Origin of the sequence: Sebaldella sp. S0638 (genome assembly GCF_024158605.1) — a bacterium.
Lineage (GTDB): Bacteria > Fusobacteriota > Fusobacteriia > Fusobacteriales > Leptotrichiaceae > Sebaldella.
Genome location: NZ_JAMZGM010000001.1, coordinates 1 through 19062 on the forward strand (window position 1 = coordinate 1; position 19062 = coordinate 19062).

Annotated in this window: 10 protein-coding genes and 1 riboswitch; all 10 genes read right to left on the reverse strand. The window is 35.1% G+C overall.

The window, feature by feature from the left end:
* Positions 1 to 116: 116 nt before the first annotated feature.
* On the reverse strand, positions 117 to 5861 hold the full coding sequence (locus NK213_RS00005) for an autotransporter domain-containing protein (protein WP_253345841.1): 5745 nt from the start codon (positions 5859 to 5861) through the stop codon (positions 117 to 119).
* A 553-nt stretch (positions 5862 to 6414) separates the two neighbouring features.
* Complete coding sequence (gene purD, locus NK213_RS00010; protein ID WP_253345843.1) at positions 6415 to 7659, reverse strand: phosphoribosylamine--glycine ligase; 1245 nt, start codon at positions 7657 to 7659, stop codon at positions 6415 to 6417.
* Between the two features lie 57 nt (positions 7660 to 7716).
* Entirely contained in the window at positions 7717 to 9219 is a 1503-nt protein-coding gene (gene purH / locus NK213_RS00015) for a bifunctional phosphoribosylaminoimidazolecarboxamide formyltransferase/IMP cyclohydrolase (protein WP_253345845.1), read from the reverse strand.
* A gap of 27 nt (positions 9220 to 9246) precedes the next feature.
* Complete coding sequence (gene purN, locus NK213_RS00020) at positions 9247 to 9816, reverse strand: phosphoribosylglycinamide formyltransferase (RefSeq protein ID WP_253345848.1); 570 nt, start codon at positions 9814 to 9816, stop codon at positions 9247 to 9249.
* Positions 9804 to 10799: a phosphoribosylformylglycinamidine cyclo-ligase gene (gene purM / locus NK213_RS00025; protein WP_253345849.1), complete on the reverse strand. Its 996-nt coding sequence runs from the start codon at positions 10797 to 10799 to the stop codon at positions 9804 to 9806. Before purM ends, purN begins: the two co-directional genes overlap by 13 nt.
* Complete coding sequence (gene purF / locus NK213_RS00030; protein WP_253345851.1) at positions 10786 to 12213, reverse strand: amidophosphoribosyltransferase; 1428 nt, start codon at positions 12211 to 12213, stop codon at positions 10786 to 10788. The genes purM and purF overlap by 14 nt, the downstream gene beginning before the upstream one ends.
* A gap of 3 nt (positions 12214 to 12216) precedes the next feature.
* On the reverse strand, positions 12217 to 12924 hold the full coding sequence (gene purC / locus NK213_RS00035; protein ID WP_253345853.1) for a phosphoribosylaminoimidazolesuccinocarboxamide synthase: 708 nt from the start codon (positions 12922 to 12924) through the stop codon (positions 12217 to 12219).
* Between the two features lie 22 nt (positions 12925 to 12946).
* Positions 12947 to 13426 carry a 5-(carboxyamino)imidazole ribonucleotide mutase gene (gene purE, locus NK213_RS00040; protein ID WP_253345854.1) on the reverse strand — a complete coding sequence of 160 codons (480 nt, stop codon included), beginning with the start codon at positions 13424 to 13426 and terminating at the stop codon, positions 12947 to 12949.
* A 12-nt stretch (positions 13427 to 13438) separates the two neighbouring features.
* Positions 13439 to 17173, reverse strand: coding sequence for a phosphoribosylformylglycinamidine synthase (locus tag NK213_RS00045; RefSeq protein ID WP_253345855.1), 3735 nt, complete (start codon positions 17171 to 17173; stop codon positions 13439 to 13441).
* 102 nt (positions 17174 to 17275) lie between these two features.
* Positions 17276 to 17373, reverse strand: a riboswitch (purine riboswitch).
* A complete protein-coding gene (locus NK213_RS00050; RefSeq protein ID WP_253345856.1) occupies positions 17355 to 19016 on the reverse strand; it encodes a formate--tetrahydrofolate ligase in 1662 nt (553 codons plus the stop codon). Its footprint overlaps the riboswitch before it by 19 nt.
* Positions 19017 to 19062: the final 46 nt, after the last annotated feature.

Genomic DNA, 19062 nt, shown 5'->3' on the forward strand with positions numbered 1-19062 from the left:
TGCGCTATACTTTTCCCATTTTTATGCAGTTCTACCATTGTTGATTTAAATACTTTATCGTATCTTTTTGTTCCTTTCATTTCGGACACCTGCCTTCTCTCAATTAGTTTACACAATCAAGATTTTTGTGTCCACTTTTTCATACTAACACCATATATATTCTGTTCTCTTTGGTTTATATTAGCATACATTTTTCCTGCCAATTGTTCCATACTGCTGTCAAAATCATTTATATCATTGATTAAATCCAGTTTATCATAAACCTTTAAAGCATCTCCTACAGCATCCAGATATTTCCCCTCAATATTCTTCGCAAAGCTGTCATACCAAAGTCCTTTTGTAAACTGGTCATAATCTATCTTTTCCATCCAAATGTCTACTTTACCGTTTGAATTTATATTTGGTATTGCATCGAATGTCAATGATCCGCTCTTTACTGTTAATTCTCCTGAATTTAACCCTCCGCCTTCTGTCATTGGATCAAATACATTTTCAAATTTATATACTCTTGCATTTGTCCCCTGTGTGAATAAAGGATCTATATTCACTGCTTCTGTACCATAATCAAATGACGGCGCTGCTATCTGTACTGAATTTGTTAACAAGAATCCTGCATTCATGTCTTCCATGTTGTAATCGTTTATAGTTACCTCATCTATTGTAGGTACCCTAAAACTGTTTACATCTGCTCTTATTATTAAATTTAGTCCATTTAGGTCAAATTTCTCGTCTACCTTAATTACTCCTGCATTGATTATACTTGGGATTTCATATAACCCCTCTCCTTCACGAACTTGAAGCGAGTTTATTATCCCAGAAGCTATTTCTATTTTACCGTTATTTACCAGTTTTGAACCGCCTGAAAGCTGAACACCTGTACTGTTATTTCCGTTTATGTAGATAGCTCCATTTTTTTCATTTACTATTGTTGAATTTAGCGATGCATAAATTCCTGTGCTTTCATTACCATTCATAGTAATTGTTCCTGAATTTGAGATTTTTGATCCTAGTGCTGCTGCTATCCCTATTGATTTTTCACCTGATAAAGTTATGTTTCCTGAATTCTCGAGGGTTCCCGTTACTGTATAAATTCCTATTGCACCATTGGCATTGGAAACTATATTTCCGCTGTTTGATCCGCTGTTTGTATTTCCCTGCAGATATACACCGATTGAATCAGCACCGATTTCTATATTTCCTGTATTATTAAAATTTTCTGCCTTTTCATTGTATATACCTACTGAATAAAAATTCTTTGCCGGATCTTTTGCATCTATTATCATTGAATCTCCCACTTTTATATTACCGCTGTTGTCTACATTTACTCCTTTTGTATAAATTCCTATATTGGCAGTTCCGCTGCCTCCTGTTATATCTGCTTTATTTACAAGGTCTCCGCCGTTTTCCATATAAAAGGCCATTGAATTCGACCCGTTCATTGTAATATCTGCACCTGTATCATTAAATACAGAGCTTCCATTATTTGAATATAATAAGACACTACTTTCACCTAATGTTGATTTGTTTCTGTTTATTAGATTTGAACCTGTATCCAGAATAATTCCGTAATTATTTTGAGCAATTTTCATTTCCATATTATTGTCAATATTAGCTCCGTCTTTTCCGTAAATACCTACTTCTTCCACATCATCTGCATTTAGTATTCCGTTATTTAAAGTTACTGTACCAGATACAGCATAAACATTAACTCCCTCTGAACCTGTATTTATATCACCTGACAGATGATTTATAGTTCCTCCGTCAGTATACAGTCCCACTGCTTTAGCCCCGCCTGTTATATCAGCTGCGTTAGTTATTGCTGCGTTTGCATTTTTATTGAAAATACCGACACCTGAATCTCCTGTTGTTATATTCCCGGCATTATTTACGACATCAGCTTGTACACCATTCATATATATTCCCACTGATCCGTTGCCTGACAGCATTATCGACCCTGTATTATTAACTTCTGATACATCTGCCCCGCTAAAATATAAACCTACTGTTTTATCTCCGCTGCCGGATACATTCCCGCTGTTTGACATTTTATTTCCATCTTTCAGATAAAGACCTGCTGAATTAGAACCTATACTTATATTACCTGTATTTGCTATCTCTGTTCCTGCTCCGCTGCCGTATAATCCTACAGAATATGATCCAAGACTTATTGTTCCTTCATTTAATGCTGATGCTCCGTTTTTAACGAAAATACCTACCGAATCATCACCAAATGAAATTATTCCTTTATTTGTAGCTTCATCGTTCACAGCAATACCATTAATATTTGTTAGTCCTGAATACACTCCGTCTAAAGCCAGTGCTACTACATTAGAGTCTGTTGATACCAATTGTGAATTTGAATCTAACAACACTGCTGAGTTAGTTCCAGATATAAAGGTTCCTCCCTGACCTAATGAAGCTGTGGAATTATAGTATGAAGTTTTACCAATTAGATTTTGGAAATTATAACTCGATCCTGCTGTAGATGAAATATTAAAACTTTGATCAAAACCACCAGTGTTTAATACATTAAATACTGTAATACCTTTCCCGTCTACATTTATATTTCCTGTTCCTGTGAAATTAGTTGTTCCGTCTAAGTAAATACCTACTGCGTTATCTCCGTTTAAATTCAATTCCAGATTAGTAATATTTATATCGGAATCTTTTGCATAAAGGCCTACTCCATTTTCTCCTACTGTTATTTCCCCTGCACTGCCGCTCCACCAATCGCTGTAGACACCTGATTTATTAGCATATATTCCTATACCGCCTTTTGAAGCACTCATATCTATATTTGATGTATCATATAAAGTTGCATACATATATCCGTAAGAAGTATTGTTATTTGCGTAAATACCTATAGATTTATTTCCTCCGTCAGATATTATTTTCCCTGCATTCTCTATAGAAGAATATGAATAATCATAAGGATTATCATCTGTATCAAGATATGTTGTATTGTATATCCCGATTCCATTATCAGCTATTCTTATTTCTCCTGTATTTGAGAGATATCCGCTTATTTCATACAAGCCTATACTTTTATTTCCACGTACATCTATTGTACCCGCATTATTTGTTCTTCCTCTTTTATTGTATATTCCTACTGAAGAATCCCCTTTTAAATCTATTGTACCGTCATTATTAATATAACTTGTATTTTCATAATATTTAGAGGACTGTCCTATTCCTATAAGAGAGTTTTCCGTTCCTGTTATTTTCACTCCATTTTCCAGATTAATACTGGATTGTCCTATTCCTAAATTTCTGAATGTTTTATTTCCGTTAGAATTATTTTTATCTATATCAGAATCTATATCTATATTAACTGTTCCCTGAAAAATTTTTATTTTATCCACACCATTAACAAAATTTACATTTGGAATATTTAAATTTGATAAATCAGAAATTTTAACGGTTGCATGTCCTATTGCCATATTATAACTGCTTTCATCTGCAATAACATTCAGCTGACCGTTGCTTATGTCTACTACATTTGTAAAATAGTTTTGAATATCGGCATTTCCATAGTTACCGTCATAATAAAATCCTATTGCGCCATTTTTTAAGTTTACATTTACTGTATCATTTATTTTAAATTTTCCTGACAGCACTCCATCTTTAGAATTCACTGTCTCATGATAGAAAGCATATGTACTCTTACCATTTGCAGTTATTTCGAGACTTCCTCCCGATGTCAGCGGTGATAATTCTATATCTCCTGGTTTTGAATAAATTACTGCCCCGTTATCACCATTTACTTCCAATCTGTTGGCGCTTATTTTAGACACGCTTGGTGTGTATACATTATAAGAACCGCCCGATATAGCGTAACCTCCATAAATAACTGTTCCTTTATTGTTATTTATTATAATATGATCACTTTTAGATTCAGCTGTTCCTCTATTATAGATTCCTATTGCATTTTCTCCGCCCATATCCAAATTTCCGTTATTTATTAATGTTGCTCCTAAGCTTAATGCTCCCATTCCCAAAGCTCCATAAGTGGTTCCTAAATTTGTATAAGGAGATGAATTATTTATTACATCTGCATTGTTAATAATTATTGGACTCGGTGTAAAATTAGTAGGTGTGTACCAGCTAGTAGTTAAAGCATACATAGCTTTTGCATTTTCAGTAATTTCTATTGGCATATTGTTTATAACTTTTGAATGATACTCTGTAGTAACTACAGTATTCATAGTTCCCGTGTCTATTATTCCAACTGCATTTTTCAAACTCTCATCTAATTCCAAAGTCACTTTTTCTGAATTAGCTGCTTCTGATACTGTAAATAACGAACTTGATTTTGAATCTGGTCCGAATTTTATACTTTCTACCACTTTATCAGTTAGAATATAATGATAATCTTTTCCTTTTTCCATAGCTTCAAGTACAATTCCTGAGCCTCTTTGTGAGTTTACTATTATATTCAAATTTTTGATATTTTCCAGAGGATTTATGCCTCCGGCTATTCCCATATTTCTGCTAATTACTATTCCTGTGCCCATATCACTGTTAACCGTTATTAATCCGTCCGAACCGTCCAATATAATATTAGATGTGGCTTCATTAGGATTAGGGCCTATATAATTAAGACCAATATGAATCCCTGTTGCCCTATCTCCATTCACATTAATAATTCCCGGTTTCACAATCGCTTTTCCACTTTCACTAGTTCCATATAGTATATTTAATCCTATTCCATTTCTATTCAAATTAATTATACCAGAATTGATCAATTCTCCGCTTACTGTTCCATCTTTAGTTTTGGCATTTAAAGTCATACCACTTCCATAAGTCACTGTTATTGTGCCTTTATTCTCCAATGTTGCCGTTACATCAGGTAAACTAGCCTGATTTTGTAAATCTAAATAAAGTCCTGTTTTAATATTATTTCCTGTCATCTCCAGATTCCCGTTAAATTCCACTTTGCTGTCAGACGTTATATAATATGGTCTGTAGCTTAAGAAACCATATCCTGGATTCCACCTAACATAATCAGTTATATTATAATCATTGTTAAGTTTCCAGTCTCCACCGACAGAAAAATCCCCGTCAATTCCCATAGTCATCAAAGAAAATTCATTTACCAAAGAACTTCCGAATGTATAAGATGCAGGTGTTGTTCCAGATACAACTCCGTTATTATATGAAGTTTCTCCTGTTATTTGAATACTTCCGTCGCTGTTACTCTGAACTTTTACTTCTCCTGATGAAGTTACATTTAAATTCTCATAAATAGTATTTCCAGATGAATTATATTGAATATTATTTGTATTTTCCCCAATTTGTGTGAATGCGAAAAAGCTATAAAAATTAGAAAAATCTGTAGTTGCTGATATTGCCCCTGGTACCTCTACAGGTGTAAAATTAATAATCGGATCACTTATCTGCGGTGCTGATATACTCGGCAAATTTACGTTCACTTCCGGTTCATCCGGTGAAAGTATATCTAAATTAACACCATTTACTGTTTTTCCTTTTACAGGTATAAAAACTCCCAGATCTATTTTCTTTCCTTCATTTTCTGCTATAGGAATACGCTCTTCCCTGTTTCCTCCTCTGTTTGAATGATTGTAAAAACCTGTAAAAAACACTTGCCATTCAAGGTACTCCGGTTTTACAATATAGTCACCTTGTAAATACAAGTCTTTTAATTCTTTGTTTCTTTTATTTAGTATTTTTTCCAATAATTTGTAATTTTCGTCATTTGATTTGTTTTTTTCTAAATTTTTTGTAATTTTATTGTAAACGTTTTCATATTTCATTTGACTTGATTGAGCCTGTACACCGCCTACACCCACAGCTAAAGTGTTGAGTGCCAGTGCAGTCAACAATTTTTTATTCTTTCTCATTTTTTTCTCCTTCATTAAAAATCATAAAACAACAATGATTTACATATTTACGGTTAATTATTAAAAATATTTTTTGAAACCTCTAATTTAAAAGAATAATTTTACAATTTTTTATTTTTAATTATTAACCAGACAATTATTTTTCTCGCTGGTATAGAGATTATATACATTTTAGAATAATATGTCAACAATATTTCTAAACAAATATTTTTATTTCTTTAGAGTACCTAGAATCATTGCTTTATTAGTAAAAATATTACTTGAGATTATCTTCATCTATAATTTAGTTTATCTCTGAAAGATTTTTTACGACTTTTTTTATTATTTGTTTTATATTTTAAAAGTATAATCATCTGCTAAGGTTCTTTCATATTTTTTTTAACACGGGTAAAATACTAAGGTTTTCATTATGTTTTATCAACATAAAAAAATTGTATACTTATTCTAAACGTCCTATATCGAGTTGTTAGTTTTTCTATTTTTATAATATAATCTGACTAAAAAAACACCTCTGTCAGTTTTACCCGACAATTGAGGTGTTTTACCAAAATATTTATATCTCTCCTATATCTTTTCTATAATATTTACCGTTAAAATTTATATTTCCTAATATCTCATATGCATTTTTTCTTGCCTCTTCCAGTGTATCTCCCAAACCTACAGTGCTTAAAACCCTACCGCCTGAAGTAAGAAATTTCCCGTCCTTCTCTATTACTCCGGCCATAAACACCAGCCCGTCTTTTACATCAAAATTTATTTCATATCCCTTCTTATATTCTTCGGGATACCCTCCTGAAGAAGCTACTACACAGCAGGAAAAACCATTTTTCCATTCAAGTCTAATTTTATTCAGCTCTCTCTTTAGACAGCTGTCAATAACATCCAGAAGGTCTGATTCAAGTAACGGCAATACTGCCTGTGTTTCAGGATCTCCCAGTCTCATATTGTATTCCAGAAGGTACACACCTTTTTTAGTGATCATTACTCCAAAAAATATTATACCTGCAAAATCCATTTTTTCTGCTTTTATACCTTTCAAAGTCGGTTCCAGTATATTTTTTCGAAACTCTTCTTCTACTGTATCAGTCATGTAGGGATTAGGGCATATAGCACCCATACCTCCCGTATTCAGTCCTGTTTCATTTTCTCCGATTTTTTTATGATCTTTGGCACTTATCATGGTAAGTATAGTTTCAGAATCTGTAAATGACAGAACAGATGCTTCATATCCCACAAGAAACTCCTCAATTACTACTTCGCTTCCTGCGCTTTCAAACTTCATTTCTACCATTATTTCATTCACTGCTTTTTCTGCTTCTTCTTTATTCTTTGCTATTATTACACCCTTTCCAGCTGCAAGCCCGCTTGCTTTCACCACTACAGGAAATTCTGCATGTGAAAGATACTCCAAAGCTGCGCTGCTTTCAGAAAAAGTCTCGTATTCAGCAGTTCTCACTCCATACTTTTTCATAAAGTTCTTTGAAAAAACCTTACTCCCCTCAAGCTGTGCGGCTAATTTATCAGGCCCGAAAATTTTCAGGTTTTTCTCTGTGAATTTATCTACTATTCCTTCTACAAGAAGCTCTTCACTTCCCACTATTGTCAGATCAATTGCATTTTTCACAGCAAATTCCAGCATTTCGTCAACTGTTTTCAGGTTCACACATTCTCCTTTTTCCAAATGGCTTATCCCGGCATTTCCTAATGCCGCGTATATTTTCTCCACTTTAGGATTCTGCGATAATTTCCATGCAATTGCGTGTTCCCTTCCACCGTTTCCTATTATCAATATTTTCATTTTTTCTCCTACTAAAATATATTTAAATAACTAATGGCTGTTTCAGGTTTCATTTTATTAATGTTTAAAGTGTCTTATTCCGGTAAATACCATTGATATTCCATGTTCATTGCAGGCATCCACAGATTCCTGATCTCTCATAGAGCCTCCGGGCTGTATTATAGCAGTAATTCCTGCTTTAGCTGCTGCATCTACACAGTCCCTGAAAGGAAAAAATGCATCAGATGCAAGTACAACACCATCTCCCGCTCTTTCCAAAGCCTGCATTGTAGCCCATATTCTGTTTGTTTCCCCGGTTCCTATTCCTTTTGCCATACCGTCTTTTACCACTACTATAGCATTTGATTTTACATGTTTTACTACTTTCATTCCCAGAATCATATCTCTTATTTCAGCTTCATCCGGTACTTTTTTTGTTACAATATTGAATTCTTTCATCATTTCTTTATTTACATCCTGTACAAGCAGCCCGCCGTCTACTTTTACATACTCGAATTTATCCTGAACTTTTCCTGTTTTGGCTTCTATTACTCTCAGATTTTTCTTTCCTTTTAATACTTCAAGTGCACGATCAGTATAAGAAGGTGCTACTACTATTTCCAGAAAAATCTTTGCCATTTCCACCGCAGTCTCCTCGTCCACTTCTTTATTTACAGCAACTATCCCTCCGAATATTGATAGAGGGTCACATTCATAAGCTTTCTGATAGACTTCAAAAGGAGTTTTTCCTACTGCCGCCCCGCATGGTGTAGAATGTTTTATTGCAGAACATGCCGGCTCGTCAAACTCATTTACTATTTTCCATGCAATATCCATATCTCTTATATTATTAAAAGATAATTCTTTTCCGTTCAGCTGTTTAAAATCTTTCATCGCCCCGTCCTGAACTGTAGATACATAATATGCCGCTTTTTGATGAGGATTTTCTCCGTATCTCAGATCAAACATTTTTTCATAAGACATATTCAGATAGTGAGGGAATTCTTCATTAAGCAGGAATTCTGATATTGCCGCATCATATGCCGAACAAAGATTAAATACCTTTCCTGCCAGATTTTTTCTTGTCTCAAAACTTACATTCCCTGATTCGTTTATTTCTCCTTTTACCTTTTCATAATCATCTGTATCAGATATTACCACTACGTCTTTAAAAGACTTTGCAGCTGATCTCAGCATAGTCGGTCCGCCTATATCTATGAACTCTACCTTTTCCTCAAAGCTCTTGTCTGTTTTTACCTCTTCAAAAAACGGATACAGATTTACAATTACCATATCTATGGGCTTAATATCATTTTCCTCTATAGTTTTCATATGTTCGGCATTATCTCTTATGGCAAGTATTCCTCCGTGTATATTCGGATGCAGTGTTTTCACTCTTCCGTCAAGCATCTCTTTGAATTTTGTTATTTCCGAAACTTCTGTTACCGGTATTCCGTTTTCTTTCAAATATCTGTATGTTCCTCCTGTAGATATTATCTCCACATCTTTTTCCATAAGAAATTTTGAAAATTCCAATATATTATCTTTTTTATAAACACTTATCAAAGCTCTCTTTATCATATCTCACTCCTGATTAAATTAAATATTCTATTTTGTGAAAACTTTCTTTATTGCCTCTGTTAAAATTATATGTTCTTTTTCCAATACTTTCTGCTGTAATGTTTCCGGTGTGTCATCAGGTGTTACGGTTACTTTTTCCTGAATTATTATTTCTCCTGTATCTATGCCGGTATCCACATAATGGACAGTACAGCCGCTTTCCTTTTCATTGTTTTTTATCACAGCTTCATGTATTTTTATTCCGTACATACCTGCACCACCATATTTTGGAAGCAATGAAGGGTGTATATTTATTATTTTTCTGTCCCACTTTTTTACAAATTCAGTATCAAGAATAGACAGAAAACCTGCTAATACAATATAGTCTACATTTCCGTCCAAAAATTCCCCGATTTTTTCCGATAATGAATCCCTGTATTTTTTCCTGTCAGCAACTAATGTTTTTATACCTTCATTTTCAGCTCTTTTTATTCCGAAACATTCCCTGTCAGATATTACATATTCAATAGTACAGTCCAGATTTTTATTTTTTATATTATCAATTACTGATTGTAAATTTGAACCTCCCCCGGAAATTAAAACTGCTATTTTAGGCATATTTTACTGTCTCCTTCTTCTATATGACCTATCTCGTATGCATTTTCACCATACTTTGACAGTTTTTTGATTATTTTATCCTTGTCCTTAGCTTTTACTACCATTATAAAGCCGATACCCATATTAAATGTTCCCCACATCTCATCCTCAGGAACACCTTTTGACTGAAGATAATTAAATATTTCAGGTACTTTTATTTTATCTTTAAAAATTACAGCACTTAAACCGTCAGGGATAATACGCGGCACATTTTCTATAAGTCCGCCTCCTGTGATATGAGCCATACCTTTTACTTTATATTTTTTCAGCACTTTTGATACTGGAGCTACGTATATTCTCGTGGGAGTAAGAAGGTATTCTGATATTTTCTGTCCGTTATACTCTTCATCAAGATCAGTTATGAGTTTTCTTACAAGTGAAAACCCATTGCTGTGTACACCGCTTGACGGAAGTCCGATAATTACATTACCCGGCTTTATCTTCTCACCGTTTATTACTTTCTTTCTCTCTACCACTCCTACAGCAAAACCGGCTATATCATATTCCCCTTCGCTGTAAAATCCCGGCATTTCAGCAGTTTCTCCGCCTACCAGAGCCATCTTGGAGCTGTGGCACCCTTCGGCTACACCTTTTACAATCTCCGAAGATACCCCGGCATCTAGTTTCCCGCATGCAAGATAATCAAGAAAAAACAAAGGCTTTGCCCCGTGACATAAAATATCATTTACACACATTGCTACACAATCTATTCCCACAGTATCATATTTTTTCAGGTGAAAAGCCAGTTTCAGCTTCGTACCCACCCCGTCTGTTCCTGAAACTAACACGGGATTTTTATATCTTCCCAGTTTATACATAGCCCCAAAACTTCCAAGCTCGTTTAATACTTTTTTTGAATATGTACTCAGAGCCGTTTGTTTTATCAAATCAACACTTTTGTACCCCTCTTCTTTATCCACCCCGGAATTTTTATAAGTCAGCATCTTCATCCTCCAAAGATTTATTTTCCATATTAGTTATAGGATAATTTCCTGTAAAACATCCCATACAGAAATTTGTTCCTCCTAATGTCAGTTTCAAATTTTCAAGTGTAAGATAATCCAGTGAATCAGCATCTATTTTCTCTCTGATTTCCTCAAGGCTCATATTACTTCCTATAAGTTCTTTTTTTGTGGCGATATCTATCCCAAAGTAACATTCATTTTTTACCACAGGTGAAGCTGATCTGAAATGTACCTCTTTTGCTCCGGCTTCTCTAAGCATTTTTACTATTTTTTTGGAAGTAGTTCCTCTTACAAGTGAATCATCTATTACTACTACTCTTTTTCCTTCTACTACTTTTTTTATTGCATTTAGTTTTACTTTTACTGATTTTTCCCTTAATTCCTGACTAGGGCTGATAAAAGTTCTGCCTATATATTTATTTTTTACCAGTCCTATACCATAGGGTATTTTACTCTCTTCCGAATAACCAATTGCCGCAGGAATTCCCGAATCAGGTACACCTATTACCACATCTGCCTCTATGGGATTCTGCTTGTACAGATACTTTCCTGTCTGGTGTCTTACGCTGTAGACATCTATACCGTCTATTTCAGTATCTGGTCTTGCAAAGTAAATATACTCAAATGAACACGGAGCTTTGGAACTGTTTTTTTCATACATTATAGAGTCTACTCCGTCAGAATCTATTATTACTATCTCTCCCGGCTCTATATCTCTTATAAACTTAGCGTCCACTGTATCAAGAGCGCATGTTTCCGAAGCCAGTACATAAGTACCGCCGTTTATTCTCCCGAGACACAGCGGTCTGATACCGTTCGGATCCCTTACTCCTATAAGTTTATCACCAATAAGCATCACAAGTGCAAATGAACCTTTTATTGTTCTCATTGTATTTACTATCATAGATTTTATTCCGTTTCTGGAATATCTCGAAAGCAGATTCAGTATCAGCTCAGTATCAGTAGTAGTCTGAAATACGGCACTTTCCGATTCCAGCTGTCTTCTCAGAGTAGCGGTATTTACTAAATTACCATTATGTGCAATGGCAAATTGTCCCAGCATAAAGTATCCTCCGAGAGGCTGGGCATTCATAAGTGACGAACTTCCTGTAGTAGAGTATCTTACATGCCCTATTAATGCATTACCTGTATTTTCTGTCAGATCCTTATCTGTAAAAACTTCCGAAACCAGACCCATTCCTTTTATAGTTTCCAGATTTCCCATATTACTTACAGTAAGACCTGCACTTTCCTGGCCTCTGTGCTGAAGAGCAAATAATCCGTAGTAGCCAAGCCCCATTATATCATCACGTACTTCTTTGGAATAAACTCCGAAAATTCCGCATTCTTCTTCCATTTTATCCATAACCAAATCATTATCTTCCATCATCATAATTTATGCCTCTAGTCTTTTTAAAATCTCTATATATGCCTCTTCTATACCGCCCAAATCCTGTCTGAATCTGTCCTTGTCCAGTTTCTTCCCTGTCTCCTTATCCCACAGTCTGCATGTGTCAGGTGTAATCTCATCTGCAAGAAGTATTTCTCCCTTACTGTTTTTCCCAAATTCTATTTTAAAGTCTACAAGAATTATTCCTTCTTTATCAAACAATTCCTTTAAAAAGTCATTTATTTTCAGAGTAATCTCGTATATTTTGTTCAGTTCTTCATATGTAGCAAGCCCCAGAGCCACTGCATGATGGTCATTTATAAGCGGATCGCCGTACTCATCATTTTTATAGCAGATTTCCAGTATAGTATTTTCGGGCTTTATTCCTTCTTTTACGCCGAGTCTTTTTGACATAGAACCTGTTATTATATTTCTTACTATTACTTCCAGAGGAAATATCTTTACCTTTTCACAAAGCTGGTCTCTGTCATTCAGCTTCTCTTTAAAATGTGTTCTTATTCCTATTTCTTCAAGTCTTTTGAATAAAAGTGCAGTTATCTGATTGTTTATTATCCCTTTATCCTTTATACTTCCTTTTTTTTCACCGTTTCCTGCTGTTGCATCATCTTTATAGTGAATTATTACATAGTTTTCATCATCTGTAGAATATATCTGCTTTGCCTTTCCTTCATATAGAAAATCCTTTTTTTCCATAGCGTGCCTCCTGGTTTTTATTTTATAAATCAACTGTTTTGTTGTTTTCTTCTATAAACTTTTCTTTCATAGTCTTTCTGTATAATATAAGCTTTTCTTTGAGTTCGGGATATTTCAGCGCAAGTATCTGTACAGCTGTCATACCGGCATTATAGGAATTATTGATTCCTACTGTTGCCACAGGAATTCCTTTTGGCATCTGTACAATTGAAAATAACGAATCAAGACCGTCCAATGCTGCTTCCAAAGGTACTCCCACCACAGGCAGAATAGTTTTTGATGCTATTACACCCGGAAGATGTGCTGCCAATCCTGCACCGGCTATTATTACTTCTGTTCCTTCCGCTTCAAGTCTTGTTAATACTTCCTCAAGTTTTTCAGGTACTCTGTGTGCAGACAGTATATGTGCCTCGAATTCTATATCAAATTCTTTCAGGCAGTTTGCTGCTCCCCTCATTTTTTCAGTATCAGATTTACTTCCGAAAATTATTGCTGCTTTCATTTTTCCTCCTGTTTACTTAAAATATTTTATTCCGTTTATAAATATATTTTGCTCTTTATTGCCTTTTATATTTTTGTAAAGATTAGTCCCCATTCTTTCAGAGTGTCCCATTTTCCCAAGAATTCTTCCATTTTCCGAAATTAATCCTTCTATTGCATAATCTGAGTTATTGGGATTATACATAGAATCCATTGTTGGATTTCCATTAAGATCCACATATTGTGTAATTACCTGTCCGTTTTTAAATAATTTTTCAGCTGTTGCACTATCTACTATAAGTCTTCCCTCACCATGCGACATAGCTATTTTATGTATATCTCCCACACTCATTCCTGAAAGCCATGGTGATCTGTTTGAAACTATCTTTGTGGGAACTATTTTTGAAACGTGTCTTCCTATACTGTTATATGTAAGTGTTGATGAATCTTCTTCCAGTTCTGTTATTTTCCCGTAAGGCAGAAGTCCTGATTTTATCAGCGCCTGAAAACCGTTACATATTCCCAGTATCAGACCGTCTCTTTTCAGAAATTTTTCTATTGCCTTTGCTATTCCTTTATTTCTCAATACCGCTGCTATAAACTTAGCTGATCCGTCAGGCTCGTCACCTGAACTGAATCCTCCCGGCAGTACCAGAATCTGCGAATTTGTAATCTGATGAATTATTCTGTTTATTGAATCTTCTATGTCACTCTGGCTCATATTATTAAATATTACGGTATTTGCAACAGCACCGTTATTTTCCAATACCCTTACAGTATCATATTCACAGTTATTCCCCGGAAACACGAGAATTCCTGCACGGGGTTTTGCGAATTTTACTTTTGCAGCTGTTCCTTCTATATATATATTATTTTTTACCGCGAATTCTTTTATACTTTCTGTTTTCATATGAAGTTTTGAAGGGAAAATCATTTCCAGCACTGATTCCCAGTTTTCTATTAATTCAGAAAGCTCTATCGTTTCACCATTTACTCTCATTTTTTCACTGCTGATTGTTTTTCCTATTAATACTGCATTTTTATTATTAAGCTCTGTTTCTGATTCCACTATCATGGCTCCATAATTCAGCTTAAAAAATTCATCCTCTTTAATATTTATTTCGGCGCCTATTTTATTTCCAAAACACATTTTCGCTGCTGCCTCGCCAATTCCACCCTGTTTCAGAGCCATAGCAGATATTATGTTTCCTTCGAGTATATTTTTATGCACATAATTATAATTCTCTTTTATTTCCTGAATATCAGGTATAAATGTATCATCTACACTGTGTTTTATAAGATAAATATTATTTCCCGCAGCTTTAAATTCCGAAGATATCACATGTTCGGCATTAACTGTATTTACTGCAAAAGATATCAGCGTCGGCGGTACATTCAGTTCATTAAACGTTCCGCTCATAGAATCTTTACCGCCTATTGAAGGAAGCTCAAATTCTTTCTGGGCGTAAAGCGCTCCCAATAATGCCGAGAATGGTTTTCCCCATTTCTCTTTATCTTTCCCGAGACGCTCAAAATATTCCTGAAATGTAAATCTTATTTTTTTATAATCCCCGCCTGCTGCTGCTATCTTAGATACAGATTCTATTACTGCATAAAGTGCCCCGTGAAAAGGAGACCATTTGGAAATATCCTGATTATAGCCGTGAGCTGCCATAGAAGCAGTATTTGTAATCCCATCCTGAACAGGGAATTTTTGTACTGATACATCGGCAGGTGTAAGCTGATATCTCCCCCCGTAAGGCATTAACACCGTAGAAGCTCCAATAGTAGAGTCAAACATCTCTGAAAGTCCTTTTTGCGAACATGTATTCAAAGTTTTTATATTATTAATAAATTTTTCCCTGAATGTTTTTCCTTCCGCTTCTCTTGCCAAAGGTATTTTTTTATCAGGTGTTTTTACCAAAACTTCTGTTTCAGCCAATGCACCGTTTGTATTTAGGAATTTTCTTGATATATCCACTATTCTCTTATTTTTCCATGTCATAACCAGTCTGTTTTTATCAGTAACCCTTGCTACTATAGTTGCTTCGAGGTTTTCCTCTTTAGCAAGTGAAATGAATTTTTCCGCATCTTTTCTTGCTACCACTACAGCCATTCTTTCCTGTGATTCTGATATAGCCAGTTCTGTCCCGTCAAGTCCTATGTACTTTACAGGTACTTTATCCAGATCTATTTCCAGTCCGTCTGCCAGTTCCCCTATTGCTACAGAAACTCCGCCTGCACCAAAGTCATTACATTTTTTTATAAGCTTTGTTACAGTTTCATTTCTAAACAGTCTTTGTATCTTTCTTTCTGTTATTGCATTTCCTTTTTGCACCTCGGCACTGCATTTTTCAAATGAATCATGTGAATGTTCCTTAGATGATCCCGTTGCTCCCCCGCAGCCGTCTCTTCCTGTTTTTCCTCCCAAAAGTATAATTACATCACTTTTCAAAGGTTTATCCCTTCTGATATTTCCTATTGACGCCGCTCCTATTACAAGCCCTGTTTCCAGTCTTTTTGCCTTGTATCCTTCATCATACACCTCAGTTACATGAGTAGTAGTAAGTCCTATCTGATTCCCGTAAGATGAAAAACCGTGTGCTGCACCTCTTGTTATTACTTTTTGAGGAAGTTTCCCGGAAAGAGTATCCTCTATACTTTCTCTCGGATCAGCTGAACCGCTTATTCTCATTGCCTGATATACATATGTTCTCCCAGAAAGCGGATCTCTTATTGCTCCCCCTATACATGTGGAAGCTCCTCCAAACGGCTCTATTTCCGTAGGATGATTATGTGTCTCATTTTTAAACTGCATCAGCCATTTTTCATTTTTACCGTTAATTTCCACATCTACAAATACCGAGCAGGCATTTATCTCGTCTGATACTTCCATATCATCAAGATATCCTTTTTTTCTCTGCTCTTTACCAAAAATCGTTGCCATATCCATCAGAGTAATCGGTCTTTCAGCCTCTTTTTTCTCAAAAAGATATCTTCTGCTTTCCATATATTTGTCAAAAGTTTCCTGAAACAGCTTTTTATATTTTCCTGTCTCAAATTTTATATCTTTTATTCTTGTCTCAAAAGTAGTATGTCTGCAATGGTCAGACCAGTATGTATCCAAAACTTTTATCTCTGTTTCTGTCGGATCTCTTTTTTCTGTTTCTTTGAAATACTGCTGAACAAATTCAAGGTCTTCAAATGTCATTGCCAGTTCCATTTTTTTCAGAAACTTTTCCAGTTCATCCTTTTTGTAGTTTATAAATCCGTTATATATTTCTATATCTTCTTTATTTTCTGTTTCTGTATTTTCTTCAAGTATCTCTAAGTCTTTTTCTCTCATTTCTATAGAGTTTATATAATATTTCTTTATCTTTTCTATAGTTTCACTATTTACATTCCCGTCAAAGATAAGAAGTTTTCCGCTTTTTACGACGGCATTTCTATTTTTCTTGGAAATAAGGTTCAGACACTGAATTGCCGAATCTGCTCTTTGGTCATACTGTCCGGGCAGATATTCCACTGCGAACCATTTTTTTTCCGAAAGTTCCATTTCATCGTATACATTATCCACTGTTATTTCAGAAAAAACTATTTTCTTTGCATTTTTTAATTCTCTTTTTTCAATGTTGAATATATCATAGATATTCACTATTCTTATATTCTTTAGATTTTTTACAGAGAGATTTTCCTGTAAATCCTCAAAAAGCTCTCTTGCCTCTACATTAAATTCTTTTTTCTTCTCTACAAATATTCTGAAATTCATACTTTTCCTCTCCAACATATATAATTATAATTTATAAAAAAATTCTGACACTTTACATTTACCGCATACGCATAAGCAAAAGTAAAGCATCAGAACATATTCGTGCTTTGTACTTTCACTCATAGACAGTTATTTAAGGTAACCTGTAGAAACGTCCTGCCATATTCAGGACATATATGAGTTAAAATAATCCAGTTATTTTTCCGTCTTTATCAATATCTATTAATTCCGCAGCTGGTTTTTTCGGCAGTCCCGGCATATCTATTATTTCTCCTGCCATTGCCACTATGAAACCTGCCCCTGCTGCTATTCTTATCTCGTTTATTTTTACCGTAAATCCGTCGGGGCGTCCCAGAAGTGCCGGGTTATCCGAAAGTGATTTTTGGGTTTTTGATATACATACAGGCAGATTGCTGTACCCTAATTTTTCCAGTTTCAATATAGTTTTTCCTGCTTTGTCGGAAAATTCCACATTTCCTGCTCCGTATATCTCTTTAGCTATTTTTGTTATTTTTTCTTTTATGCTGAGATCCAGCTCATATAACGGTCTGTATCCTTCTGTTTCTTTTTCCATTTCATTTATCAGAATATCTACCAGTTCTTTTCCGCCTTCACCGCCTTTTTCCCATATTTCGCAAAGAGCTGTTTTTACTCCTGCTTTTTCACAGTGTTCCTTAACAAAACCGATCTCTTTATCAGTATCAGTTATAAATTTATTTATTGCTACCACTACCGGTATTCCGTATTTCTGCATATTTTCTATATGTTTATCCAGATTTGCCATACCTTCTTTTAATGTTTCCATATTTTCCACAGTGAGGTCGCTTCCCCCGCCGTGATGTTTTAATGCTCTTATTGTTGCTACTATTACTATTGCGTTAGGATTCAGTCCTGCTTTCCTTGCTTTTATATCCAAAAACTTCTCTGCTCCGAGATCAGCTGCGAACCCTGCTTCCGTTACCACATAGTCTGATAGTTTTAATGCCATTTTTGTGGCAAGTATAGAGTTACACCCGTGAGCTATATTTGCAAAAGGCCCGCCGTGTATAAATACCGGTGTGTTCTCCAAAGTCTGCACCAGATTCGGCTTGATTGCCTCTTTCAGCAGTGCAGCTGCGGCGCCTTCTATTTTCAGGTCTTTTACTTTCAGCGATTCACCCTTATTGCTGTACCCAAAAATTATATTTCCTATTTTCTCTTTTAAATCAGGTATAGAGCTGGAAAGACATAATATTGCCATTATTTCCGATGCAACAGTTATCTGAAAAGACGACTCTCTGGGTATACCGTTTGCTTTTCCTCCCATTCCGATAACTATATCCCTGAGCGCTCTGTCATTCATATCAAGTACACGTTTCCACGTAATCTGTGTTATATCTATATTTAATTCATTACCGTGTTTCAAATGATTATCTATACATGCTGAAATCAGATTATGTGCTGCTGTAATAGCATGCAGATCACCTGTAAAATGGAGGTTTATATCTTCCATTGGTACTACCTGTGAGTGTCCCCCTCCTGTAGCTCCGCCTTTTATTCCGAAAACCGGTCCTAAAGATGGTTCTCTTAGTGCTGCTATTGAATTATACCCAAACTTGTTAAATGCCTGTGTAAGTCCTACAGATACTGTTGATTTTCCCTCACCGGGAGGTGTAGGCGTTATTGCTGTTACCAGTACAAGCTTACCGTCTTTTTTATCCTTATACTTTTCCAGTACACTCAGCTCCACCTTCGCTTTATATTTTCCGTACTGTTCATATTCATCTTCTGTTAAACCTATTTTTTCTGCTATTTCGTTTATTTTTACCAATTTTGCTTTTTGTGCTATCTCTATATCTGTCATGATTCCTCCTTATTTCATTAAATTAAAAATTTTATTGTAAGTATAA

Coding starts and splice junctions, on each gene's coding strand:
- NK213_RS00005 (WP_253345841.1), bottom strand. CDS start 5,861: ATGAGAAAGAATAAAAAATTGTTGACTGCACTGGCACTCAACACTTTA.
- purD (WP_253345843.1), bottom strand. CDS start 7,659: ATGAAAATATTGATAATAGGAAACGGTGGAAGGGAACACGCAATTGCA.
- purH (WP_253345845.1), bottom strand. CDS start 9,219: ATGATAAAGAGAGCTTTGATAAGTGTTTATAAAAAAGATAATATATTG.
- purN (WP_253345848.1), bottom strand. CDS start 9,816: ATGCCTAAAATAGCAGTTTTAATTTCCGGGGGAGGTTCAAATTTACAA.
- purM (WP_253345849.1), bottom strand. CDS start 10,799: ATGCTGACTTATAAAAATTCCGGGGTGGATAAAGAAGAGGGGTACAAA.
- purF (WP_253345851.1), bottom strand. CDS start 12,213: ATGATGATGGAAGATAATGATTTGGTTATGGATAAAATGGAAGAAGAA.
- purC (WP_253345853.1), bottom strand. CDS start 12,924: ATGGAAAAAAAGGATTTTCTATATGAAGGAAAGGCAAAGCAGATATAT.
- purE (WP_253345854.1), bottom strand. CDS start 13,426: ATGAAAGCAGCAATAATTTTCGGAAGTAAATCTGATACTGAAAAAATG.
- NK213_RS00045 (WP_253345855.1), bottom strand. CDS start 17,173: ATGAATTTCAGAATATTTGTAGAGAAGAAAAAAGAATTTAATGTAGAG.
- NK213_RS00050 (WP_253345856.1), bottom strand. CDS start 19,016: ATGACAGATATAGAGATAGCACAAAAAGCAAAATTGGTAAAAATAAAC.